Here is a 22837-nt window from a genome sequence, read left to right as displayed (position 1 = left end):
TTAGGAAACTGCGCTCCCCCGTGCGGGATTAATCCTTTCGGTTACCCCGAAGGAAAATTCCATGCCGCCTACGTTGCGACGCAGTTCGTTCCTGCCCCTTGTGACGGGCATTTTGCTCGTTCTGCTTGGCTTAGGGCTGGCTTTACCCGGTCTGTGGTTAATTGGACTGGGAGGCTCTTTCTATTACGCCGTCGCGGGCGTCCTCATGGTGGCGTCCGGCATTCTGATGATCCGACTTCACCCCGGCGCTTCCGCAGTTTATGCAGGGCTCCTGCTTTATACGCTTTTCTGGGCGTTAGAGCGCGTTGGCCTCGATGGCTGGCGCCTTCTCCCGCCTCTCGCCCTGCCAGCGGGGATGGGCCTGTGGGTGTTCAGTCCTTGGATTACGGGACGACTGCTCCAAGGCACGGAGCGTCGCTCCTTCGGCAAACCCGTTGTTGCAGGCGGCATGGCATTCTGCGCGGCACTGTTTGTCTTCGTGTTTGCCTGCGGATGGCACATTACCGCCTCACGCGACCAGCAGTTCAATCCGTTCCCCGGTGAGACCGGTGCGACCCTTCCGGGCGCGGACCAGCAGGCTGCCAATGACTGGCAGTTCTATGGCGGCTCTCCAGCCGGAGACCGCTTTGCCATGCCAACCCAGATCAACGCTTCCAACGCTCATGATCTGAAAGTGGCGTGGGTCTATCACAGCAAGGATCTACCCCGGGCTGGCGAAAACTCCCGTGGGCGGGAATTCAGCTTTGAAGCAACACCTATCAAAATCGGCAACCGGCTGTTTTTCTGCACGCCGCACCGAGATGTCGTGGCGCTTGATGCAACATCCGGAAAGGAAATCTGGCGATATTCGCCAGGTGGGGAATTCGGCAAGAACATCTATCAGGCCTGCCGTGGCGTTTCCTACGTCAATGCACCGGGAACGGACTGCGCCCATCGCATCGTCTCAACAAATTCCAGCTCTCCTCCAACACTGTTTGAGGTGGATGCAGACACGGGAAAGCTCTGCGAAAGCTTTGGCGATCATGGCGTTGTGGATCTCCGGGATGGGATGGGAGCTATTCCACCCGGCTTTCACTTCATCACCTCCCCACCCATGATGCTGCATAACCGCATCATGACGAGCGGCTGGGTTTATGATGATCAGACGGTTGGCGAACCTTCCGGCGTTATTCGTGGCTTTGATGCTATTACGGGCCAACTGGCCTGGGCCTGGGACATGGGTCGCACACCAGCCAACAAACCTCTCGATCCCGGCGAAGTCTTTACCCGTGGCACTGCCAATGGCTGGGGTGTTTATACGGCCGATTCCGGGCTGAACATGGTTTACGTGCCCCTCGGGATTGCCACACCTGACTATTTCGGTGGCAAGCGCCGGAGCTTTGACGAGAAGTATGACAGCTCCCTTGTCGCCTTGGATATCACAACTGGCGAAGAGCGCTGGCATTTCCAGACCGTTCATCATGATCTGTGGGATTTTGATCTCCCGATCGGCCCATCTCTGGTGGATCTGCCAGATGCCCACGGCACCCTGACGCCCGCACTGGTGCAAACAACCAAGCAGGGCGAACTCTTCGTGCTGGACCGCCGAACGGGTGCCCCATTCTACCGTGTTCAGGAAATACCAGTGCCCGCAGGAGATACGCCGGGCGAACATTATTCACCAACGCAGCCTCTCTCCTCAGAGATGCCCAATCTACGCCGGCCCAATCTGACGGAAGACGATATGTGGGGCGCGACCCCATATGATCAGATGTTCTGCCGCATTGCCTTCCGCTCCATGCGATACAAGGGCCTCTTCACACCACCGAGCCAGCTGGGCACCGTAGGCTTTCCAGCGTTTGATGGCGTGGCGGACTGGTATGGCGGCACCATCGACCCGACGCATGGCGTCATGTATATCAACACCACGTTCATTCCGTTCCTGATGACGTTGGTACCACAGGAAAAAGCCCTAGCCAAAGGGCTCTATAAATCCTGGCATGACTGGGCACAGCCTTATCCAGAGCCTGTTTTCACAAACAATCCCCAACATGGCCTGCCCTTTGCGGCCGTTGTGAAGCCATGGCTTGGCCCGTTTGGTGCCCCCTGCCTGGCACCCCCATGGGGCAAGATGCAGGCGATTGATCTTGTTCACCGTCGGATCATCTGGGAGCGGGCTTTGGGCACAACGAAGAATGTTGGCCCGACGAACACGCTGCGGATGCCCGTTGGCCTCCCCACCAGTGTCTTTTCCATGGGCGGCAGCGTGACGACGCCGAATGGTCTGGTGTTCATGGGCGCGCTGGCCGATCAAAGCTTCCATGTTCTTGATGGGCATGACGGCCATACCCTCTTCAAGACGGAACTGGATGCCGGCGGCAATGCCACGCCGCTGACCTATATGGGTGAAGACGGGCGGCAATATGTCGTGCTGGCTGTAGGTGGTCATGGCGGGCTGAAAACACGCAACAGCGATGAAGTCGTGGCCTTTGCTTTACCTAAAGCCCCATGAACATACTGTCTCCCTGCCGTCAGGGCAGGAAGACAGCAGGAGGCAGGATCAAACATGGCCGGGAAACAGCACACTTATTCCGTGAAGGTTGTCTGGACCGGCAATACGGGAACCGGCACATCCTCTGCCCGCAGCTACACGCGCAATTACGATATTACTGCACCGGGCAAGCCCAGGATTGAAGGGTCATCCGACCCTTCTTTTCGCGGAGACCCTGCCCGATGGAATCCTGAAGATCTGCTTCTGGCATCCCTGTCAGCCTGTCACAAACTCTGGTTTCTGGGGCTCTGTGCGCAGGCAGGCATCGTCGTCACGGCATACGAAGACCAGGCTACAGGCGAAATGGAAGAAGAACGCACCGGCGCTGGGCAGTTCACGTCCGTAACGCTTCATCCCCGCGTCATCCTGTCTGCCACGTCAGACGCAGAGAAAGCACTGGAGCTGCATCACAAGGCGCACGACATGTGCTTCATCGCACGATCGGTCAATTTCCCGATCATGAACGAGCCTGTAATCGTTCATGAGGGCGAACAGGACGCCTGAAACGCATCCACCTCGACGGCTCGAAGCCAAAAAAATCGCCTTTTGACCGAAAAGATGCGCCGGGTCGGCTGGTCCGGCGTTTTCATGTTGGCTGAACCTGCTAGAGAGCATCCCATGACGGATGAACTCGCCACGTTCGATTTCGAACTGCCCCGCGACCATATTGCGACCGAACCCGCCAGACCGCGTGACAGCGCAAAGCTGCTGCATGTGCGTTCGGGAGAAGCGCCCGATCTTCGGATCATACGCGATCTGCCCGGCCTGCTGCGGGAAGGCGATCTGCTGATTGCGAACAATACAGCCGTCATCCGCGCCCAGCTTTCCGCCACGCGCGGCGAGGCGAAAATCGGCATCACGCTGGACCGGATACTGGCTGACGGAAGCTGGCATGCGCTCGCCCGCAACTCCCGCAAGCTGAAACCGAACGATACGCTGAATTTTGGCGATGATCCGGTCACGGTCTCCGTTGTGGAAAATGAAGGCGATGGTGCCGTCAGCATCCGCTTTTCCGTCGAAGGGGATGCGTTCGATGCGTTCCTCGAACGCGTGGGAGCATTGGCCCTTCCGCCTTATATCGACCGTCCCTTCGGGCCGACCGTGCAGGATGACAGCGATTACCGGACGATCTTTTCCGAGCATCGCGGTGCTGTTGCGGCACCCACCGCTGGACTGCATTTCACGCCAGACCTTCTGGCCGCGCTCGACGCAAAAGGCATCCAGCGCCGAACCCTGACGCTGCATGTCGGCGCTGGTACGTTCCTGCCTGTCCGATCCTCCATCGCCGAGCATCGTATGCACGCAGAATGGGGTGAGATTGATGCGGAGACGGCGCAGGCCATCAACGAAACACGCGCCCGCGGTGGCCGCGTTATTGCTGTCGGAACCACGTCTCTCCGCCTGCTGGAAAGTGCGGCGCAGGAAGACGGTACGGTTCAGCCCTGGCGGGGCGAGACGTCCATTTTCATCAAGCCTGGTTATCGCTTCAAGGCGGTGGACCTGCTCATGACCAATTTCCATCTGCCGCGCTCAACGCTCTTCATGCTGGTCTGCGCGTTCAGCGGCACCGACACCATGCGTGAGGCCTATGCCTACGCCATCGCCAACGGACTGAGGTTCTATTCCTACGGCGATGCCTGCCTTCTGGAGCGAGCACCATGACCGAACAGGCCACAAAGATGACGTGGGTTCCGGAAGCTACCTGCGGACAGGCCCGTGCGGGCCATCTACACACCCGTCACGGCACCGTCCCGACCCCGACCTTCATGCCCGTTGGCACCGTTGGCACCGTGAAGGGCATGACCATGGATGCCGTTCGCTCCACGGGCGCAGGCATTGTTCTGGGCAACACCTACCATCTGATGCTGCGCCCGACGGCGGACCGCGTGCAAAAGCTGGGCGGTTTGCACAAGATGATGGACTGGTCCGGCCCGATCCTGACGGATTCTGGCGGGTTCCAGGTCATGTCCCTCGGTGCACTCCGCAAGCTCGATCAGGACGGCGTGACGTTCCAGTCCCATATTGATGGCAGCAAGCATCGCTTGTCGCCAGAGATCTCGACGGACATCCAGTACAAGCTCGATGCCACCATCACCATGGCGTTCGATGAGTGCCCTGCCCTTCCCGCCACGCCGGAAGCGCTGCGTAAATCCATGGAACTCTCCATGCGTTGGGCGGCCCGCTCACGTGAGGCGTTCGTGGCACGTGAGGGCTATGGCCAGTTCGGCATCGTGCAAGGCGGCACCGAGCGCGACCTGCGCGAATATTCCATCAAGGCGCTGACGGAGATCGGCTTCGAAGGCTATGCGATCGGCGGTCTGGCGGTGGGTGAAGGTCAGGAACTTATGTTCTCGACCCTCGATTTCACAACGCCAATGCTTCCGCAGGACAAGGCGCGCTACCTGATGGGCGTTGGTACGCCGGACGATCTGCTGGGGTCGGTCATGCGTGGTGTGGACATGTTCGACTGCGTGATGCCCTCGCGTGCTGGCCGTACGGCGCGAGCTTATACGGAGCGCGGCTACATCAACCTGCGCAACGCACGCTTTGCTGAAGACACGCGCCCGCTGACACCGCATGACGACAGCCCGATGGCCGGTCGTTACACCCGCGCTTATCTACATCACCTGTTCCGTGCTGGCGAGATGCTCGGCCCGATGCTGCTGACATGGCACAATCTGGCCTACTACCAGCGCCTGATGCGGCAGATCCGCGCCGCTATTGTCGACGGTACGCTGAACGAACTGGCGATCAAACTACGCGAGGACTGGTCCAAGGGAGACTGGACCGAAGATGAATGGCCCATGCCCTCTCTCGCTTTGTAAGTTTTCATTCTGATCCTGTTCCAATAATGTGTTTCCCCAACGACCTTCGGCTTTGGGGAATACGGATTTGAAACGCTTTAATGCAGGCCTGGCTCTTGCCGGGCTTCTCTGTGCGGGCAGCGCTCTGGCTGCGCCCCATAAGGAAGAAATCAAGGTTCTTGTTGTCGCCAACTGGGAAGTCGGCGCGGACAAGGGCGATGAGCCTGGCGAATATCAGGACTGGGTGGAGCGTCTTCATCTTGATGAAGAACGCCCCATTCGCGGCGTACAAGAAAAGCTGCGCCGCAATGCAGATGGCGTTTACGGCATCGCCCTGAAGAGCGGCAGCATTGACCTGCATGCGCTTGCGCTCGATCCGCATTATGATCTGACGCACACCTACTGGATTTTTACCGGCATTTCTGGCGTGAACCCGAACGTCGCATCCGTAGGTAGTGTGGCCTGGGCACGCTGGGTTGTAGATGGAGACGCATTGCGGGAAATCGATGACCGCACGGTTCCGAAAGGCTGGCCGTATGGTCTATACGCCATCGGGGCGGACAAGCCGGACACGCTGCCAGCCAACGCAAACCATTATGGCTCTGTCACGGATGTGGCGGAACTCAGCAAGGCGTATCCGCTCAATCAGGGTCTGGCGAACTGGGCCTTCAACCTGAGCAAGAAAACTCCGATGGCAGACGATCCCGCCATTGCCGAGCGCCGGAAGTCCTGGAAAGGCTTCCCCAATGCCCAGAAGCCGCCCATGCTCATTATGGGTGAAACGCTCGGTGCGCTTCGTTACTGGCACGGCCCGTCCCGCAACGAGTGGGCGGAAAAATGGGTCAAGCTGTGGACAAAAGATCAGGGCCAGTTTGTCATGACCAATGAGGAAAGCCAGACGTATCAGCTCGATATGCGAACACTGGCTCGTCTGGGGTATGTCGATTTGAACCGCGTCATGGTTCTGCGCTCAGGGAGCAATTTTGACATGCCCCCTCCAGGCGTGCCGATCACCGAGAGCATCGGAGACGAAGCGCCCGGCCAGAAACTCGCGTTCGATAACAACGAGCGTGCCGGTGAGCCGGTTGTCCATGAACTGATTGCTCACTGGGCAACATACCGGACGCATATTCCCGGCCAGAATTGATTCATCACATTGGTTTTTACGTCATGACCCTCGAACACTCGACGTCAACGCAGCGTTAGTACCGCTATTATGACGGGAAGAAGGCTGGGTCATGACAGGTTTTTTCGACCTGACCGCAAGAGGCTTTATCGGTGAAGGTCGGCTTCAGCTCGAAGAACTGGTGCTGGCATTCATCCTGTCCTCGCTTGTCGGGCTGGAGCGGGAACTTCGACAAAAGAGCGCAGGACTGAGAACTCACACGCTTGTTGGGGTCTCGGCTGCCCTGTTCATGCTGATCTCAAAATACGGCTTTATGGATATTCTGGTGCCCGGCAGAGTCGTCCTGGACCCGTCACGCGTGGCCGCTCAGGTCGTTTCCGGAATCGGATTTGTAGGCGGCGGGGTGATTTTCATGCGTCGGGATATCGTCCGGGGCCTGACAACAGCAGCCTCCATCTGGTTTACCGCTGCGTTGGGCATGGCTTGTGGCGGTGGCCTCATTCTGTTGGCGCTGGCAACGACCGGGGCACATTTTATCGTCATGGTGCTGTATCCGCGCCTCCTGAAACGCCTTCCCAACACACGGGAACGCACCTCGGAGCTTGCGATACAGTATCGAGGGGACATGGTGAAACCAGTTCTGACATGCATGACAGAACTGGGTTTTTCCCTCGATAGCCTTACCTTCAGCAATACGGATGCCAGTCCCGGAAACATCACGACGATGACTGTCAGGATCCGTGGGAAACGTGCAATTTCCCACGGTATTACGGCCTTGGCGGCACTCCCCGGAGTTCAGGGCGTACACCTCTTGCCCTCAGATAAAAGGCAGTAGGTTCTTACAAGGCGTGTGGCATTGTCTTCTCATACTTATCCCAGTGGGTCGCCAGTTCACGTACGACAACACTTCCCACCGTATAAGCGGCCTCGACCGACGGAATGAACGCGGAATAACTGCCCTCGTGAGCTTCTTCCGCCAATAGTTCAGCGGCCGTCTGACCGGGATACTGCATGTCGAAATTACTGGTCGTGCGCAGGATCAACGCACGCTGTGGATCAACACGCCCTGCCTTGGCCTGTGCGGCAAGTGCCTGACAGAACGCAACGTCTTCTTCAGCCGTCGTGGCGAGCGTGCCCTGATTATCCGTCCAGTAACGAACCCAGCGCTCAGCCCAGGCATTCATCTTCTCACCAGCCCAGAACGTCTCGCCGGAAATGGTATCCCCCACCATCACAGACGGTGCTTTCAGGGCTTCCGGATACCCCTTATAGCGGGCACGGGACGCCTGAAGGCCCGGCGTATCTGGCAGGCTCATGTTTTTCGTCAGGCCATAAGCCCACTGCACGAGCTCTGGATTGAACGTGTAAACCATGTCTCCGCTAACAGAATGAAGCGGCGGCCGTGGCTTTTCATCCGGAACACTACCCTGAACAGGCGTAAAGCCATCAGGCCAGGACTTCGGGATCTCTCGCGGATCAATCAGATGCGACAGACCACCATTGATCACGCGTGGTGCCCAAATGGCAGATCCGACCGTCCCGAACTTCGGATCGACACCACCGATCCCGGCCAGAACAAAATAGGCGTGCTTCAGATCAAAGCGTGGATCAAGGACGAGCGCCGTGATGGCGGATGCCATGTGCTCCGGCCCTTCCCCGGACGCGATACCCAGAACATGCAGTTCCGGATTGTAGTGCATGACATCATGGTCCGTACCGGGCGCGGGAATTTCCTGCGAGAGCGGGAGCTTCTCAACCCAGTTCTGGTACTCGCCCGGCGTATCGCCCGTGTCCTTGCCAAGTTCGAAGGTCGTCACCACAACCACTCGCACAGGAATAGGCCGCGTTTTGGCAGATGCGCCGGAGACACTGCCTGAAACTGCGAGGACGGACAGGGCAGTCGCCCCGAAGAGAGTTTTCAGGCGGTTCATTGATAGAGGCTTTCGTGTGGAGCGGAGGTTTCAAAGGCGACAAACCGCGATTCAAGCTGCCATTGAAGGCGAGCTTTCTCGCTGGCTTTCAAAAGATCAGCACAAGGGCCGCTCTCAGGCTGTGAAGAAGGCAGGGTCTGGCAGGCTGCAACAGGCTTGCCAACCTGATGGTTGTCCCAAAGGCTCTGTCCCGGAATAAACGCATATTCCAACCCGGTACGGGACATCTGCTTCAGGTCCGCATAGCTGAGATTATAGGTTCGAGCAGCGCGAACATATTCCTGCGTCAGATCACCACGAGAAACACCCTCGTCATCCGTGGAGAGCGCAACAGGAACACCGGCCCGGCGATAGAGCGGCAACGGATGTTCAGCGCCCTTCACGTTCAGGATCTCATCATTGCTCGTCAGGTTGATTTCCACCATGACGTGCTTCTTAGCCATCTCGGCCAGCAGCCCGGCGACGTCGTCTTCCGAAGCGATATCAACGCCATGGCCAATACGCTTGGCGCCGGCAATTTCAATGGCTTCACGAATGTGATGCTTCAGTCCTTCAGGCGGAACCAGCTTGCCAGTCAGTTCGCCAGCATGAAGGCTGAGGTTCACACCCGGATAGACCTGCGACAGAAACTGAAACATCCGCATATGCAGGGTGTAATCCCGCATGGCGATGGCATCATCTTCCGGTGCAACAATATTGAGGCCGACAAATCGGGGATCGGCCTTTACGACAGCATATCCGGCATCAAGCTGCGCATAAACAGCTTGGGGCGGCAGTGTGCGAAGAACCTGAAACAGGTAATGAACACTGACGCTGCAGCCTGGATGAGCGTCTGCCGTGCCGCATTTCAGAACCTTCTGTGCCTGCTTGTCCATGGCATCCGTCTCCTGACGGGCCTGCGTGACAAGCGCCGGGATTTCAGCCTCCAGCGTTTTATGAGCGGCAGCAAAATCCTCACCATTCATCGGATGTTTGAAACCTGCATGGATCATCGCTGGAAGAGCCGGAGAGATCATGGGTTCGATATAGGTGATATGATCGTGTGCGGCACGATCCATGACCTCTGCCAACATATCTCCCTGATGGGCTGCGTCGATCGCTCCAAAATGCTGAAAAGCCGCAAAGAAGTGGTCATGGCCTGAACGGTCAGAAGGAGACGGCGTGAAGTCCCGCATGGACATGGCGTCAATCAGGCGGTTTTCTGCATCCGGGTTTCCCGCCAAAGCAGCGGCTGGCATCTCCCCATCTTTAGGATGCGGGCAGGCATGGCTCAGGATCTCAAGGCTTTTGAGAGAAACGCACAACCCGTCCCGGGCGGCCCAGTCCAGCATGTTTTCTGCGTAGATTGCCCCTACGAGATGATTGTGCAGATCTGCGCCCTTTGGGAAGGCTCTCAGGAACAGCCCAAGCCGAACCGGATCATTCCGAAGGGAGTTGTAAGTCTGCTCAACAGCAGACGGAGCTTCGGCCCTTGCCAGAGGAGACAGGGCCGTCAGAGACAGGGCAGCCGCTACGAGAACGGAAGGAATGGTGCATCGCATGGTGGCACGATGCCGACTGCCCACGCCCCTGACAAGACATTTTCAGACCGTTATAAACTCTGCAACAGACCGTTCTCAGACTTCGCTTTCCAAAGTGAAGAATCCGTCCATGACAGGGACACAGGAACCCGCAACATAGGCCTTCCCCGCCTGGGTTCTGGCTTCGAGCAGGCTCGGCCGTCCCATGTCTACACCTTGCGTAAAGGTGAGGGACAGATCGGCACCGTTTTGCAAGGTCGATAGGAATGCCACGGCGGCGACAGTTGCGCTTCCTGTTGCAGGATCTTCCGGAATACCATCAAGGGGAGAGAACATCCGCCCCTGAATGTCGCTATCTTTTTCAAAGGCATTTTCGCCAGCGTTCCGCGTATAGGCGTAAACGGAGTCCACTCCACTGGACGCAAGGAATGTGCGATGGGCAGAAATCTCACCATAGGCCCGGCGCAAAGCCTCGCGGGACGCCAGTTCGACAATCAGAAACGGCAGGCCGACCGATACGATCTGGGGAGCATGATGATCGGTGCGAATATCTTGCGGTTGAAGCCCAAGACAGGCTGCCGCGTTTTCAGGGATCATCCGGCTCCGACGTGTTATTGCTTCCGGCGCCATGAGTTCCGCCCGAATGACACGGCCGTTCTCACGCTCCAGCCGCACAGGGACCAGCCCGGCCTTTTCTTCGAACACCAGCGTTTCCGGCAGATCCCGGCCCTGCGCTTCTGCCTGCCGCGCCAGGGCAAAAGCCGTTCCGATATTAGGATGCCCGGCGAATGGCAGCTCTCCGCCTGGCGTAAAGATACGGACATGCGCTGTATGCTCTGCCTCTACAGCAGGCAGCACAAAGGTGGTTTCAGAATACCCGAACTCAATGGCGATTTTTTGCATCTGATCGGTCGATAGTCCCGCCGCATCCAGCACGACCGCCAGAGGATTCCCCCCGAAAAGCTGGTCCGTGAAAACATCCAGGGTGACATAGGAACGACGCATAACCGGTTCTCTCATCGGAGAATGAAGACATCCCATCATGTCTGATTGGCCCCTTGGGGGAAAGATGGCGTAAACTGCTGATTCTGCTTTCCATCCATCTGCTGAGCGCATGACATCACGCCTTTCTCCTTCTCGCTCCGGACGTTCTCTTGAAGAACGGATCGAGGACCATGCCCGGCATCTGGGGTTTGATGCCGTGGGCTTCTGCGCGGCGGAGCTTGGCCCGGATGTGGAAGCCGGCCTGCGCGCTTTTGTTGCCCAGGGCCATCACGGAACGATGGAATGGATGGAGACGCGCATCGAACAGCGCAGCCACCCGCAGGCCCTCTGGCCTGAAGCCCGCAGCGTCATTTCCCTCGCAGTCTGTTACGCACCCGCCGAAGACCCGGACGCAACGCTGCGTAAGCCGGATCGGGGCAATATCTCCGTCTATGCCCGTAACCGGGACTATCATGACGTCATCAAAGGGATGCTAAAGCATCTGGCGCAGTTCGTCGTGAAGCTGGGCGATGAGACTACGCAGGTGAAGGTCTTCGTCGATACGGCCCCGGTTTCGGAACGCGTTCTGGCAGAAAAGGCGCATCTGGGCTGGCAGGGCAAGCATACCTGTCTGGTGTCCCGCACCCATGGCTCCTGGCTTTTGCTGGGAGAAATCTACACGACGCTGGATTTAAGCCCGTCCGAGCCAAAAGGCGGAAGCTGCGGCACCTGTACGAGTTGCCTGACCGCCTGCCCGACAGATGCTTTCCTTGGCCCCTATCGTATGGATGCGCGGCGGTGCATTTCGTATCTGACCATCGAACACAAGGGACCGATCCCGCACGACCTGCGGGAGAAGATGGGTAACCACATCTATGGCTGTGACGACTGCATTTCCGCCTGCCCGTGGAACCGCTTCGCCGAGGCGTCCCGCCACATCAAGCTTCAGGCCAGACCCGAACTGATTGAGCCAAAACTGGCAGAACTGGCGGCCCTCGATGACGCGGCTTTCCGCACGCTTTTTTCGGGCTCACCGGTAAAGCGCATAGGTCGCAACCGGTTTGTCCGTAATGTTCTGATCGCAATCGGCAACTCGAACGATCCTACCCTCGTACCCACAACGCAGGCTCTTCAGTCTGACCCCGATCCCGATATTGCCGAAACCGCCCGCTGGGCTTTGGAGCGCCTGACATGAGTGACCTTATCAAACGCAGCCTTTCGCTCTCAGGACATCGGACGTCCGTTGCGCTTGAACCAGAATTCTGGGCAGTCCTGGATCAGATGGCTACGGAGCGGGCCTTGAGCTTTGCGGCCCTTGTTGCGTCGATTGATGCGAAACGCACACCAGACCGCCCTTTAGCTTCAGCTCTCCGTGTTGCAGCTCTCATGGATGCGCGAAAAACGGGCGACGACTGATCGGGTCACTTCGCGTTCGGAGGCAGATCCATCCAGTCAGGGTGCTTTCTCTGGATCCAGTTCAGAGCTTTCTCCATCAAACGACGGAAGAACGGAATATCTTCGGAAAGGAGCAGGATACCGACAGGAATCATCCACACCCCCAGGACCGGCAGAAAAGCCATACAGCCCCCGAGCATGAACAGAATACCAGCCGGAATCCGAATCCATTTACGCTCTGGCTCCCGTAGCCAGCTCAGGGTCTTCTGCATCCATTCAGGGAGTTTGCGAATCAGGGCCTGCATCTTCTCCTCATAGTCGTCTGCCGACGAAGGCTGAGCGACGGGGAGGTGCTGCGTCTGATCGGACATAACTGGGGTGACCTTGTTTTTCATGATGCTCCTTCAACACCCGAAGCCTGCGGGAGATCCAGTTCTTTCTGTGGAGGGTACATGTCCGATCTGTCATTTGCCGCTTTCCGGGACCATGCTAGATTGTCGATATGGCTATCTGGGGCAAAATGTTCGGTGGTGTTGCTGGCTTCGCAGTCGGCGGCCCGTTCGGGGCACTGATGGGAGCAGCCCTTGGGCATGCCGCCGACAGTGGCTCTCTGCTTAATCCTTCCACCGGGGGGTGGAGCGAACGCTTTCCTGCACGGGGTCGTCCTGACCCGAACAGTGCAGCGTTTTTTGGAGCTGCCAAAATTGCGGCTGCCATGGGCAAAAAAGACCAGCTTTACGCCATTGGCCTTGTGGCGCTGTGCGCAAAGCTGGCGAAGGTCGACGGGCCGGTCAATCGCTCCGAAATCAACGCGTTCAAAACCTGCTTCCAGTTTCCACCCGATAATACGCGCGAAGTTGGCATGTTGTTCGACCGCGCACGGGAGCGAACGGACGATTTTGAAATGTACGCCCGCGAGATGGGCTCAGCTTACGGAGACGACAAGGCGCCGCTGGAAAACCTGATGGTGGCCCTTTTCCGGATTGCCCGTGCAGATGCCGGAGCATCCAGAGAGCTCCATCCAAAAGAAATTGATTTTCTTCAGCGTGTTCATCGTGCATTTGGTCTGTCGTCCGGAGCATGGACGCGCGCAGAAAGTGGTGACAACCGTGCCGCCAGCACCGGCGAGCCAGACGCCTATCGCGTTCTCGGCATCACGCGTACAGCGTCTGACAAGGAAGTCCGCGTTCGGTGGCGAACGCTTATCCGCGAGTACCATCCGGATGTTATTGCCCAGAAACCCATGTCGGATCTGGAGCGCAAGCGTGCGCAAGAACGCGTGGCCCGGATCAATGCGGCATGGGACCGTATCAAGCGGGACCGTCAGCTTTAACCTCACAGGTCTGACGATCATATCGACCCGCACGGCGATATTTCTCCAGCCACGACACCCGTACGGGACAGAGTAGGCATAGCCCATCAAGAAAAAAACCGCCTCTCAATGAAGAGAAGCGGTTCAAAAACCTGTCAGCCAATTATTTTTAGGCTGGCAGAGCAGCTTTCACGCCCTTTTCGCGAATGATCTTACGCAACGCAATGACCTTCTCATTCAGTGTCGCATTATCAAGGTCACGCCAGGCGTCAAAAGCCGGAAGCTTCAGCGCGCTCTCAAAGTCGTCTGCCTTCGCAAGCGTCTTTTGCTGCTCACCGAAGGTTGGCTCGAACGGCTCGTACGTTCCGCCCTTCTCGCTCTTCCCACGCAGCATCTCAAGGTAGGCTGCCATGCCAAACGCAATTCGGGATAGATCCCGCTTGCCTTCAAGCGCCTGACGCACTGTTTCCGTCCAGAAGACCTGAATTTTTGAAGAGCCATCCCCCGAAATTCGCAGGGTCTGGTCAGCCATCGCGGGGTTGGAGAAGCGACTGATCACGCTGTCACGATACCCTTCCAGCGTCATGCCCGGCGGGGCTTCCAGGGTCGGGATCACATCCTTGTTGAGGAAGTTCTCCAGATTACCGCGCAGATCCGCATCACGAACGGCTTCATCAACATTCTCATACCCGACCAGAACGGCAGGGAAGCAGAGCATGATGTGGCCAGCATTCAGCATACGGATCTTTACATGTTCGTAGTCCGTCACATCATCGACGAACTGGACACCGGCCTTCTCCAGTGCCGGACGTCCGTCAGCAAAGCTGTCTTCCAGCACCCACTGATGAAAATCCTCAGCAACGAGCGGAAGATCATCGCTCAGACCACTGGCCTCATTCAGGCGCTTGGCAATTGCTGAAGACACGGTCGGTGTGATGCGATCCACCATTCCGTTGGGGAATGTGGCGTTTTCTTCAATCCACTTGGCCAGTTCCGGATCACGCGCCTTTGCATAACCCAGGAACGCCTTGCGGGCGACGTTACCGTTGTGCCGCAGATTATCGCAGGACATGATCGTAAAGGCCTTACCCCCGGTATCCCGGCGGCGACGGAGCCCTTCTACAACATATCCGAAGATCGTGGACGGCGCTTCCGGCGTCTTCAAATCCTGCTGAACAGCCGCATTCTCAAGATCGAACGCACCCGTCGATTCATTGATGTTGTATCCACCTTCCGTGATCGTCATGGAAACAATCCGGATGGCAGGGTCTGAGAGGTGCTTCAGTACGGCTTCAGGATCTGCCGGAGCCAGCAGATAGTCCCGCAATGCGCCCATGACGCGGACAGTGCTTTTGCCAGACGGTGCCGTTTCCGTCAGGGAGAAGAGGCAATCCTGCTTTTTGAATTCTTCAGCTTTTTTCTTTGAGCGGTCACCGCCCGTTAGACCAACGCCAATGATGCCCCAGTTGGGATCATCCTTAAGAATTTGTTCAACATAGAATGCCTCGTGGGCACGAAAGAAATTGCCCACACCAAAATGCACGATCCCTGGCTTTATCCCGTTGATGTCGTAGGGCGGAGCCTGCACACCGGCGGGAAGAGACTTGAGGGTTTCGTGCGTAATCATGGATTTCTCCGTTCCTAATGACCAGCCTCTGACGGGGGCCGGTTTTCCGGGCAGATGCACCGAGCTCTCCAGAAAACGCGGGAGATCACGACCGGGTTTCGAAAAAACGCCATCAACTGGCGCCTAGAGCCCTTTGGCAGCACTGGCATCGTCCCGCATGAGAACGCCTACGGCGCGCTCCAGATCATCCTTGAACAGAGACATGACGAAGCGCATTTCAGGCCGTGTCTGTTCTTCCAGCCGAGGAAGAAGTTCGAGAATGTCTTTGTCTTCCGGCTGATGCGGATGACGGTCCTGCTTGCGAACAAATCTTTGTTCACAGCTATGAGCCAATGCTCTCAGCGTGTGGCTGAGGCTTTTGTAGAGTGGAACAAGGCCTGTATTCCCTGCTGCACGGCCTGTCGCGATTGCTCGAGCCACCAGCATCGTATCGTTCAGGAGCCGCCGCATCAACCTTGGAAGTGCCGCGAGCACAGGGTCGCGCTTCTCCAGGTCACTGAAACGCTCGCGTCTGGCCTCTTCCACTGCGCCTTCAAGTTCGATCAGAAGGGCCACGCAGGCTTCGTTCCGGGTTTCAATTTCCCGCCAGCCCGTTTTCTGATCCAGTGCGCCTTCCAGCAGTCCATCCAGACGTCGCAGGATGCGGCTGGATGTGTGGAAAGCCTGCTTTCGGGCACTGCTGTGCAATACCACAAAAGACACCACCAGAGAGACGACCACACCAATCATGATAGCCGTCAGCCGCGTTACCATTGGCAGAAACGGGCTGCCCTCACTGGGAAACAGATACACAATAATCAGGGTAATACAGGCAAACCGCAGATTGGTCTGAACGGCTGCGAGGAAGGCCAACGGCGCAAGAACTACCCAGAAAGGCAGCCACCGCAGACCCGTCCACATTTCCAGCAAGACCGCTACGATCCCTGCAACAGCGCCCAGCAGAGTCCCGGTAATCTGATCGCGGGCTGTTGCCATTGTCTGCGTTATGCTGGACTGCGTAACAATCAGCGCGGTCACGAGCGCCCAGATTGTTTCCTGAAGATGCAGCGTCATGCCCACAACCCAGGCCGTGACAATCGAAACCAGAACGCGAATGGTCTGGCGTGTGGCAGGTCGTAGGATCTCCCGCCAGTTGCTTCCCTTGGGCGGAACCATCAGCCAGGTCTGTGTGATTTTTTTCAGAGCACTCATCATTTCATGAGCGCTTTAAGAGCTTCCGAGTTCTTCAGTCCACTCGTTTCAGTGCCCGGGCTCATTCAAACGACGCGTTGGACCAGCCATTTTCTGGAATGACGATCGGTATCGCTCCCAAGCGACAGAACATCACAGTCGAGATTGGCGCTCAGAACCTGAGAGGCAACGCCGTAGCGACAAATAGAACGGCCTCATTCAGATTGAGGAACGGCGCAAACCGGTCCGCTTTTGAAGCAAAACCGATGACATAATTTTCCGTCGTCCCTCAATCTTACTGATCCAAATTAAGTCAGTTTCCCAGAAAGGGGACTGGCACCCAGCGTAGTCCGTCATCATCCTGCACCAAAAGCAGAACTTCTTTCTTTTTCTGTTCCAGCGCGCGGCTCACAGCTTTGGCAAACGCATCCGGCGTGTCGATCTGATCCTGCCCAACCTGCGTAATCACATTCCCAACCGCAATCCCGCGAGATGTGGCCGGGCTGGAGGGTTCAACCCGATCCACCAGCACGCCACGCTGATCGTCCGTCAGAGCATATTGGGTGCGCATTTCCGCATCGATGGAACGCACGGCCAGACCCAGCTCGCCAAAAGCTGCTTTCGTATGCGTTGGCTGATGCGTGTCGGACGGTGGCATATCTGGCGCGTTCGGCGACTGTGCCAGCGTGATCGGAAGCGTCTTGATGCTGCCCTTATGCCAGACGGTCAGCTCTGTTTTCGTTCCAGGAAGAATGGACGCAATGATACGCGGCATGGTCTGCCCCGTCACATCCTGACTGCCCACACGGGTGATGATGTCACCAACCTGCAGGCCAGCCTGAGCTGCCGGACTTTTCGGCCCCACTTCAGACACCAGCGCGCCCTTGCCGACCGTGCCATCAGCCTGGTGGAAATCAAGATCCTCCGCAATGTCGTAGGAGACATTCTGGAACTTCAGTCCCATCCACCCGCGCGACACATGACCTGTCTTACGAAGCTGATCGATGATGCCACGCGCGTCATCCGCCGGGATGGCAAAGCCGATCCCGATAGAATCACCCCCGGCCCCACCATAGATCAAGGTGTTGATGCCAATGACTTCGCCCGAGAGATTAAAGAGCGGGCCGCCAGAATTTCCCCGGTTAATGGCTGCATCCGTCTGGATATAGTCATCATACAGGCCGTGTTCGACATTCCGTCCGCGGGACGAGATGATACCTGCCGTGACTGTTCCGTTCAGGCCGAACGGATTGCCAATGGCCACCACCCAGTCTCCGATCCTGGCGGCATCGCTGTGTCCTAACGGAACAGCTGGCAGCGAATGCTTCGGTTTGACTTCCAGAACGGCCAGATCAACCTGACTGTCGCGCCCGACAATCTTTGCCGGCAGTTCCGTGCCGTCCTGAAGTGTCACGGAGACCTGATCTGCGCCTTCAATGACGTGATTGTTCGTCACTATGATGCCCGCCGGATCGACAATAAAGCCTGATCCCAGAGCCTGCATCCGCCGCGGCGGGCGGTTCGGTGCCGGCTTGTGCGTCATGTAGTCGTGGAAGAATTTTTCCAGCGGTGAGCCCTGCGGGAACTGCGGCACCTGCGGGCCATCCGGACCACTGGAGTCCGGCCCCTTGTCTTCATCCTTACCGGGCTTGAGCACAGCAGACGTCGAAACGTTCACCACGGACGGAAGAAGGCGATTTGCCAGATCCGCAAAGCTGGACGGAACGGAGCGCGGGGCTGGTACGGGTGCCGGAGAGGGCTGCGGGGCGGTCTGGGCCTGTACCGTCGTAACGGACAGCGCCAGGGAAACGGCGCAGGACAGGGCAAGGCTGGCGGTCAATCTGCTCATGGTGACACGCTAACGCAGAAGACTGTCCTTCGTCACCATCCTGTAGTTCAGGAGGGGCGTATGCTACGCTGTTTCCTCTTCCTGACAGGCCGTTCCTCCAGAAAAAAGAGTCTTGGCATGACCGATCATCTCCCCCCGACCAGTTCTTCTGACGAATCCCATGCCAATGCCGAGAAACGCATTTCCGAGATTCTGAACAACGAACAAACTGGCCTTGGATCGAATGTATTGTCCTTTGCGTCGCTGGAAGGTGTCTCAGTCCGCGACGGACATGCGCACGTGACCCTTGCCACCTCGCGAGACAATGTGTCGCGCATGGAGCCGATCAGACCTCAGGTTGAAGCAGAGATCGCGCGCATTCCAGGCCTGACGGGAGCAACAATTTCCCTGACAGCTCATCGTGCTACCACGCCACCACCGGCCAACGCACCAGCTCCAGCAGGCGGGGGCGGTCATCGGCCGTTCAATCTGGGCGGCAAACGGCAGAATGCGTCCAGCCGTCATGCTCCAGAGACGCTTCTGCCGGGCGTGAAGGCTGTCGTTGCTGTTGCGTCCGGCAAGGGAGGCGTTGGCAAATCCACAACCGCTGTGAACCTTGCAGCTGGCCTCGCCAAACTCGGTGTTCGGACGGGCCTCCTGGATGCAGACATCTACGGCCCATCCCTTCCACGCATGCTCGGCCGCAACACACGCCCCGAAGTCGTTGAAGGCCGGATCATCCCCATCGAAGCCTGGGGGCTAAAAAGCATGTCTATCGGCTATCTGGTGGACGAGCATCAGGCCATGATCTGGCGTGGCCCCATGGTCATGGGTGCCCTCACCCAGTTCCTTGGAGAAGTGGACTGGGGAGATCTGGACGTCCTTGTCATAGACATGCCACCCGGAACCGGTGATGCCCAACTGACACTGGCCCAGAAGCTTGGAGCCAAGATGGCCAAAGGTGGGGCTGTTATTGTCTCCACGCCTCAGGACATTGCGCTGCTGGATGCACGACGTGGCGTCTCCATGTTCGAACGGATGGAAACCCCCATCCTCGGCGTTGTGGAAAACATGTCCTATTTCTGCTGCCCAAACTGCAATCATCGCACCGAGCTCTTTGGCCACGGGGGTGCCAGAGAAGAGGCAGAGCGCCTTGGCGTGCCTTTCCTCGGCGAAATTCCCCTGCTGGCTGACATCCGGGCCAGCGGCGATCAGGGGACGCCCATTATCCTCTCGGCACCTGACAGCGAAGCCGCCCGTGCCTACACGGCCCTCGCCACGACTATTGCCGAGGCCCTCAGCCACTCTGATGAAAAGGCTTCCTCATGACCCGTCTTCTCCTGCTGGGAACAGCATTACTTCTGTCGGCTTGTGCTCGACCGCCTGTCGTCCATCATGGGCTTTCTTCAGACGGCTACGGCTTCACGAATAACTCCTCCCATCTTCCGCCACCACCGAGCCTCATGACCCCTGCGACACGATAAAATTACAGAATCGACACTCAGGAGCTTGACCAAAGGGGTCTCGGCGTGGAAAAAGCCGGGCTGTGGATGCCGGGTTAGCACAGTGGTAGTGCAGCGGTTTTGTAAACCGAAGGTCGGGGGTTCAAATCCCTCACCCGGCACCACGATTTTTCCCAGAAAATCAAGCTTTCTGAACGATTCCCCAAAAAGAATCGTCCACGCCTTCGAACCCAGTTTTATGGGACCGAACCCTGTGGATAAGTTTGTTGATTAAGATCTACGAAATGTGAGTCCGACGTGATTCCACATTCGTTCTCCGTAGAATCCGTTCAGAAACAGCGATTCCGGAAAACAGGAAATCCACCGACCATTTTACTCACCGAAATACGAACTCAATTTTCGGCGGTGGGGTCAATTTTATAGCAGTGTTCAGTCAGGCCCTTTTTACAAAGGGCCATATGCTTGTGTGCCGGTGCAGGCCAGAAAATGTGGATGCACACGGACGCAAGAATAAGCAGTCCTGCCAGAATCGCCCAGGGCCAGATCCGTGGTAACCGCGGCTCTATCTCAGCCGCGGTCTCACTTTGCACGGAAGGGGCATCTTGCAGGAGCTTATCAAAATCGTTCACGATTTCGCCTGTCTCAGGCTTCTGGTTCGAGGATGGCGTTCATCTCGATCCATTCGCGCTTGGAAAGCCCGGACGTTTCCTGCGTCACGGCCTCTCCCGCCAGACGGCGGCGCACCACGTTCAGCATCCCCGCTGAGAACGTGAAGGCTCCGCGACGATATTCTTCGAATGCAGCAGCCGTTGCCGGCACCCAAGCATGCAGGAGTTCAATCATCTTTTCTGCGTAAACACGAATCTCGTACTGCGCATGCGGATCTGCGCGCAGGGCGAGGAAGTGCATCAGATTGTGCAGATCGATCTTCCAGTACCACTGGGTATAGGTGTTCAGCGTCAGATTCATGCGCGCCAGTTCACGGGCCAGGCCAGTGCCCTCCGGGTCCAGCATTGATTCATAATCGTCGTAGCACTGGCTGGCATCACGACGCAGAATCTCAAGCACGCGCTCCGCCGTTTCCGGATCAAGAGCTTCGCTCCGTCCCTGACGGTTCGAGGCGCTCTGCGATGCAACCTGATCCAGAGCTGGCAGATAGAACTCACGGTCGAGAATCGAATAGCGCGCAGAATACTCGTTCACGCTGGCCATGCGATGACGAATCCACTGCCGTGCCACGAAAACCGGAAGCTTCACGTGGAACTTGATTTCGCACATCTCGAACGGCGTCGAATGCCGATGACGCATCAGATAGCGGATCAGTCCGGCATCTTCAGACACCTTCTTGGTGCCACGCCCATAAGACACCCGGGCAGCCTGAACGACGGCTCCATCATCGCCCATATAATCGACGACGCGCAGGAAACCATGATCCAGCACCTCGATGGGCGTGAAAAGAAGTTTCTCCATCGCCGGAACGGTCGGGCGGGAGGTCAGCTGGGGCTCGTTGCGCTGAGCTTCGATCTCAGCGCGCTGTTCAGATGTCAGTGCCATAGGCCGCGGCTCTAGCATGACGAAACATCTCCCGCCACCGCAAGAGACGAGTCCGGGCTGCATCATCATGCGCTTCGTCTTTTCCCCTTGCAGGACGGCAACAGCACTCCTATGTTCAGCAGTGCAAGGGGTTTGTCCCCGGCTATGGCGATAAACGGTAAGTGAAATAAGTGTTGTGGACCCGGGGGCAGTGCCCGGCGTCTCCACCAAGAAAAATCTCTCGCAAGAGGGATCTGTGGGGACGAAACAGGCTCGACGCGCATGGTAAAGACTTATCTTTTGCCCGGTATTGTACCACCGTCATCGGGCTAAACTTACAAGTGCCAATGATAACTCTGAGGTGCTCGCTGTCGCTGCATAAGCGATAAGCGCGGTTCGGGAGGGCACCGGGCAACAGAAGCCCTCCCACCTCATTTTTCCTTTTGTGCAAAACGTCTTGCCATTCTGGCTGGTCTGTCGCATCCCTGACCTGATTGACTGAAACATCAGGCCTGCGACCATGAGCGACGATGATCACACCGGCCAGGACGGCCTTGAGCACGACCTGCCCGAAAGCCTTCTCCCCTATGACGACTGGGTGGAAGACGCCTATCGTGAAGTCATGCTGCGCGCCATTGAGCACGTTGCGGCTGAGGGACTTCCCGGTGCTCACCATTTCTACCTGACCTTCCGCACCAATCGTTCGGACGTCATCATTCCGTCCCGTCTCCGGGCCCAGTATCCGGAAGAGATGACGATCGTTCTTCAGCACCAGTTCTGGGATCTGGCGCTGGATCGCGAAAAGAATGTCATTTCTGTTGGTCTGTCATTCGGGGGCGTTGGCAGCATCCTCGTCATCCCGGTCGCCGCTATTACGGCTTTTGCAGATCCACATATCCGGATGGCGCTGCGCTTCGTCAGCAGCATGGTCGATGACGACGAAGACATCGAGATCCCTGAAGGTGCGGTAGAGCCAGATGATATCGATCCGGCGCATCACCCCGAGGTGACAATCGAAGAGCCTCCTCAGGAAGAGAAGAAAGATGCCGAGGTCGTAAGCCTGGCAGCATTCCGCAAGCGCCCACCAACCTGAGTTATTCCTTCCCGCCCGAACAGGGCACCGAGGCCTGACGGTTTCTGCGTCCTGATGATAATATCAGGACCATCGGGCGCCGTTTTCTTGAGGGACCATCATGCGCTTTACCGTTGATCGCCTTGACCATATCGTTCTGACCGTACGGGACAGAACTGTTTCGGCATCCTGGTACCAGCGGGTTCTGGGCATGGATATTGAGGAATACGGCCGTAATAACCGTGTTGCTCTCTGCTTCGGCGGCCAGAAGATCAATCTTCGCCCTGAAGGATCAGAAGGTTGGGAAACGGCCGAAGGCGCGCAGCCCGGCACATCCGACCTTTGCTTTACAACAGCCATCTCAAGTGACGATGTTGTGCGGCATCTCGAAAAATGCGGTGTTGTCGTTGTGGAAGGTCCGGTTTCGCGCTTGGGCGCGCTAGGTCCAATCACCTCGGTCTATTGCCGGGACCCGGACGGCAACCTTGTGGAAATTGCCTCTTACCAAGGCTAACAGGCGGGTCTTGACCCGCCTTCCCTGC

21 protein-coding genes, 1 tRNA gene and 1 other RNA gene are annotated in these 22837 nt (G+C 57.5%); 15 read left to right on the top strand and 8 right to left on the bottom strand.

Features of this window, described 5'->3' with window-relative positions; all coding sequences use genetic code 11:
- The first annotated feature begins 61 nt into the window (after window positions 1–61).
- The 6 genes from KP702_RS06685 (at window position 62) to KP702_RS06660 (ending at window position 7295) form a co-directional block, all read left to right on the top strand.
- Window positions 62–2491, top strand: coding sequence for a membrane-bound PQQ-dependent dehydrogenase, glucose/quinate/shikimate family (locus KP702_RS06685; RefSeq protein WP_202207221.1), 2430 nt, complete (start codon window positions 62–64; stop codon window positions 2489–2491).
- Window positions 2492–2545: 54 nt separating this feature from the next.
- A complete protein-coding gene (locus KP702_RS06680; RefSeq protein WP_202207220.1) occupies window positions 2546–3034 on the top strand; it encodes an OsmC family protein in 489 nt (162 codons plus the stop codon).
- Between the two features lie 114 nt (window positions 3035–3148).
- Entirely contained in the window at window positions 3149–4192 is a 1044-nt protein-coding gene (queA, locus tag KP702_RS06675) for a tRNA preQ1(34) S-adenosylmethionine ribosyltransferase-isomerase QueA (protein ID WP_215768674.1), read from the top strand.
- Complete coding sequence (tgt, locus tag KP702_RS06670; protein ID WP_202207218.1) at window positions 4189–5355, top strand: tRNA guanosine(34) transglycosylase Tgt; 1167 nt, start codon at window positions 4189–4191, stop codon at window positions 5353–5355. The genes queA and tgt overlap by 4 nt, the downstream gene beginning before the upstream one ends.
- Window positions 5356–5422: 67 nt before the next feature.
- Complete coding sequence (locus tag KP702_RS06665; RefSeq protein WP_202207217.1) at window positions 5423–6481, top strand: purine nucleoside permease; 1059 nt, start codon at window positions 5423–5425, stop codon at window positions 6479–6481.
- Between the two features lie 91 nt (window positions 6482–6572).
- Complete coding sequence (locus tag KP702_RS06660) at window positions 6573–7295, top strand: MgtC/SapB family protein (protein WP_202207216.1); 723 nt, start codon at window positions 6573–6575, stop codon at window positions 7293–7295.
- A gap of 4 nt (window positions 7296–7299) precedes the next feature.
- On the opposite strand, the gene KP702_RS06655 is transcribed toward KP702_RS06660, so the two are convergent.
- The 3 genes from KP702_RS06655 to KP702_RS06645 all read right to left on the bottom strand — a co-directional run bounded on the left by KP702_RS06655 (window position 7300) and on the right by KP702_RS06645 (window position 10916).
- The gene (locus KP702_RS06655; protein WP_202207215.1) at window positions 7300–8391 is read right to left on the bottom strand and encodes a purine nucleoside permease; all 1092 of its coding nucleotides are present in this window, start codon (window positions 8389–8391) and stop codon (window positions 7300–7302) included.
- Complete coding sequence (locus KP702_RS06650; RefSeq protein WP_202207284.1) at window positions 8388–9932, bottom strand: adenosine deaminase; 1545 nt, start codon at window positions 9930–9932, stop codon at window positions 8388–8390. The genes KP702_RS06655 and KP702_RS06650 overlap by 4 nt, the downstream gene beginning before the upstream one ends.
- Before the next feature lie 75 nt (window positions 9933–10007).
- The gene (locus KP702_RS06645; protein ID WP_215768673.1) at window positions 10008–10916 is read right to left on the bottom strand and encodes a PhzF family phenazine biosynthesis protein; all 909 of its coding nucleotides are present in this window, start codon (window positions 10914–10916) and stop codon (window positions 10008–10010) included.
- A gap of 109 nt (window positions 10917–11025) precedes the next feature.
- Here KP702_RS06645 and queG point away from each other — a divergent pair, with 109 nt between their 5' ends.
- Both queG and KP702_RS06635 read left to right on the top strand, forming a co-directional pair.
- Window positions 11026–12090, top strand: coding sequence for a tRNA epoxyqueuosine(34) reductase QueG (gene queG / locus KP702_RS06640; protein ID WP_215768672.1), 1065 nt, complete (start codon window positions 11026–11028; stop codon window positions 12088–12090).
- The gene (locus KP702_RS06635; protein ID WP_215751002.1) at window positions 12087–12311 is read left to right on the top strand and encodes a ribbon-helix-helix domain-containing protein; all 225 of its coding nucleotides are present in this window, start codon (window positions 12087–12089) and stop codon (window positions 12309–12311) included. Before queG ends, KP702_RS06635 begins: the two co-directional genes overlap by 4 nt.
- A gap of 5 nt (window positions 12312–12316) precedes the next feature.
- Here the strand turns inward: KP702_RS06635 and KP702_RS06630 are convergent, their stop codons facing one another.
- Window positions 12317–12685, bottom strand: coding sequence for a hypothetical protein (locus KP702_RS06630; protein WP_046900813.1), 369 nt, complete (start codon window positions 12683–12685; stop codon window positions 12317–12319).
- Window positions 12686–12792: 107 nt separating this feature from the next.
- Between KP702_RS06630 and KP702_RS06625 the strand changes: the two genes are divergently transcribed.
- Complete coding sequence (locus tag KP702_RS06625) at window positions 12793–13623, top strand: TerB family tellurite resistance protein (RefSeq protein ID WP_215768671.1); 831 nt, start codon at window positions 12793–12795, stop codon at window positions 13621–13623.
- 148 nt (window positions 13624–13771) lie between these two features.
- On the opposite strand, the gene KP702_RS06620 is transcribed toward KP702_RS06625, so the two are convergent.
- The 3 genes from KP702_RS06620 to KP702_RS06610 form a co-directional block, all read right to left on the bottom strand.
- Window positions 13772–15229: a mannitol dehydrogenase family protein gene (locus KP702_RS06620; RefSeq protein ID WP_202207212.1), complete on the bottom strand. Its 1458-nt coding sequence runs from the start codon at window positions 15227–15229 to the stop codon at window positions 13772–13774.
- 123 nt (window positions 15230–15352) lie between these two features.
- Complete coding sequence (locus KP702_RS06615) at window positions 15353–16423, bottom strand: FUSC family protein (RefSeq protein WP_252348567.1); 1071 nt, start codon at window positions 16421–16423, stop codon at window positions 15353–15355.
- 289 nt (window positions 16424–16712) lie between these two features.
- A complete protein-coding gene (locus tag KP702_RS06610; RefSeq protein WP_202207211.1) occupies window positions 16713–18248 on the bottom strand; it encodes a Do family serine endopeptidase in 1536 nt (511 codons plus the stop codon).
- A gap of 117 nt (window positions 18249–18365) precedes the next feature.
- Here KP702_RS06610 and KP702_RS06605 point away from each other — a divergent pair, with 117 nt between their 5' ends.
- The 3 genes from KP702_RS06605 to KP702_RS06595 all read left to right on the top strand — a co-directional run bounded on the left by KP702_RS06605 (window position 18366) and on the right by KP702_RS06595 (window position 19854).
- On the top strand, window positions 18366–19556 hold the full coding sequence (locus KP702_RS06605) for an Mrp/NBP35 family ATP-binding protein (protein WP_202207210.1): 1191 nt from the start codon (window positions 18366–18368) through the stop codon (window positions 19554–19556).
- Window positions 19553–19711, top strand: a complete 159-nt coding sequence (locus tag KP702_RS06600; RefSeq protein ID WP_202207209.1) for a hypothetical protein — start codon at window positions 19553–19555, stop codon at window positions 19709–19711. Before KP702_RS06605 ends, KP702_RS06600 begins: the two co-directional genes overlap by 4 nt.
- Window positions 19712–19779: 68 nt before the next feature.
- Window positions 19780–19854: transfer RNA gene (locus KP702_RS06595), tRNA-Thr, on the top strand.
- A gap of 478 nt (window positions 19855–20332) precedes the next feature.
- Here the strand turns inward: KP702_RS06595 and thyX are convergent.
- Window positions 20333–21244 (bottom strand): FAD-dependent thymidylate synthase, encoded by a 912-nt coding sequence (gene thyX, locus KP702_RS06590; protein WP_064274753.1) that lies wholly within the window; start codon window positions 21242–21244, stop codon window positions 20333–20335.
- Window positions 21245–21327: 83 nt separating this feature from the next.
- On the opposite strand from thyX, the gene ssrA reads away from it, so the two are divergent.
- The 3 genes from ssrA (at window position 21328) to KP702_RS06575 (ending at window position 22809) form a co-directional block, all read left to right on the top strand.
- Window positions 21328–21654: a transfer-messenger RNA gene (gene ssrA / locus KP702_RS06585) on the top strand.
- A gap of 89 nt (window positions 21655–21743) precedes the next feature.
- Window positions 21744–22316 carry an SspB family protein gene (locus tag KP702_RS06580; RefSeq protein WP_202207208.1) on the top strand — a complete coding sequence of 191 codons (573 nt, stop codon included), beginning with the start codon at window positions 21744–21746 and terminating at the stop codon, window positions 22314–22316.
- 100 nt (window positions 22317–22416) lie between these two features.
- A complete protein-coding gene (locus KP702_RS06575; RefSeq protein ID WP_046900803.1) occupies window positions 22417–22809 on the top strand; it encodes a VOC family protein in 393 nt (130 codons plus the stop codon).
- Window positions 22810–22837 lie beyond the last annotated feature (28 nt).

Origin of the sequence: Gluconobacter sp. P5B12, from assembly GCF_018812035.1 — a bacterium.
GTDB lineage: Bacteria > Pseudomonadota > Alphaproteobacteria > Acetobacterales > Acetobacteraceae > Gluconobacter.
Note: the sequence above shows the minus strand (reverse complement) of the source record. Positions and strands in the feature narration are given on the sequence as shown.

Excerpts from the sequence above, each read along its gene's own strand:
- KP702_RS06580 (WP_202207208.1), top strand. The coding sequence starts at position 21,744 with ATGAGCGACGATGATCACACCGGCCAGGACGGCCTTGAGCACGACCTG.
- KP702_RS06615 (WP_252348567.1), bottom strand. The coding sequence starts at position 16,423 with ATGATGAGTGCTCTGAAAAAAATCACACAGACCTGGCTGATGGTTCCG.
- KP702_RS06600 (WP_202207209.1), top strand. The coding sequence starts at position 19,553 with ATGACCCGTCTTCTCCTGCTGGGAACAGCATTACTTCTGTCGGCTTGT.
- thyX (WP_064274753.1), bottom strand. The coding sequence starts at position 21,244 with ATGGCACTGACATCTGAACAGCGCGCTGAGATCGAAGCTCAGCGCAAC.
- KP702_RS06660 (WP_202207216.1), top strand. The coding sequence starts at position 6,573 with ATGACAGGTTTTTTCGACCTGACCGCAAGAGGCTTTATCGGTGAAGGT.
- KP702_RS06655 (WP_202207215.1), bottom strand. The coding sequence starts at position 8,391 with ATGAACCGCCTGAAAACTCTCTTCGGGGCGACTGCCCTGTCCGTCCTC.
- tgt (WP_202207218.1), top strand. The coding sequence starts at position 4,189 with ATGACCGAACAGGCCACAAAGATGACGTGGGTTCCGGAAGCTACCTGC.
- KP702_RS06625 (WP_215768671.1), top strand. The coding sequence starts at position 12,793 with ATGGCTATCTGGGGCAAAATGTTCGGTGGTGTTGCTGGCTTCGCAGTC.
- KP702_RS06685 (WP_202207221.1), top strand. The coding sequence starts at position 62 with ATGCCGCCTACGTTGCGACGCAGTTCGTTCCTGCCCCTTGTGACGGGC.
- KP702_RS06645 (WP_215768673.1), bottom strand. The coding sequence starts at position 10,916 with ATGCGTCGTTCCTATGTCACCCTGGATGTTTTCACGGACCAGCTTTTC.
- queA (WP_215768674.1), top strand. The coding sequence starts at position 3,149 with ATGACGGATGAACTCGCCACGTTCGATTTCGAACTGCCCCGCGACCAT.
- KP702_RS06575 (WP_046900803.1), top strand. The coding sequence starts at position 22,417 with ATGCGCTTTACCGTTGATCGCCTTGACCATATCGTTCTGACCGTACGG.
- queG (WP_215768672.1), top strand. The coding sequence starts at position 11,026 with ATGACATCACGCCTTTCTCCTTCTCGCTCCGGACGTTCTCTTGAAGAA.
- KP702_RS06650 (WP_202207284.1), bottom strand. The coding sequence starts at position 9,932 with ATGCGATGCACCATTCCTTCCGTTCTCGTAGCGGCTGCCCTGTCTCTG.
- KP702_RS06610 (WP_202207211.1), bottom strand. The coding sequence starts at position 18,248 with ATGAGCAGATTGACCGCCAGCCTTGCCCTGTCCTGCGCCGTTTCCCTG.
- KP702_RS06620 (WP_202207212.1), bottom strand. The coding sequence starts at position 15,229 with ATGATTACGCACGAAACCCTCAAGTCTCTTCCCGCCGGTGTGCAGGCT.
- KP702_RS06680 (WP_202207220.1), top strand. The coding sequence starts at position 2,546 with ATGGCCGGGAAACAGCACACTTATTCCGTGAAGGTTGTCTGGACCGGC.
- KP702_RS06635 (WP_215751002.1), top strand. The coding sequence starts at position 12,087 with ATGAGTGACCTTATCAAACGCAGCCTTTCGCTCTCAGGACATCGGACG.
- KP702_RS06630 (WP_046900813.1), bottom strand. The coding sequence starts at position 12,685 with ATGAAAAACAAGGTCACCCCAGTTATGTCCGATCAGACGCAGCACCTC.
- KP702_RS06605 (WP_202207210.1), top strand. The coding sequence starts at position 18,366 with ATGACCGATCATCTCCCCCCGACCAGTTCTTCTGACGAATCCCATGCC.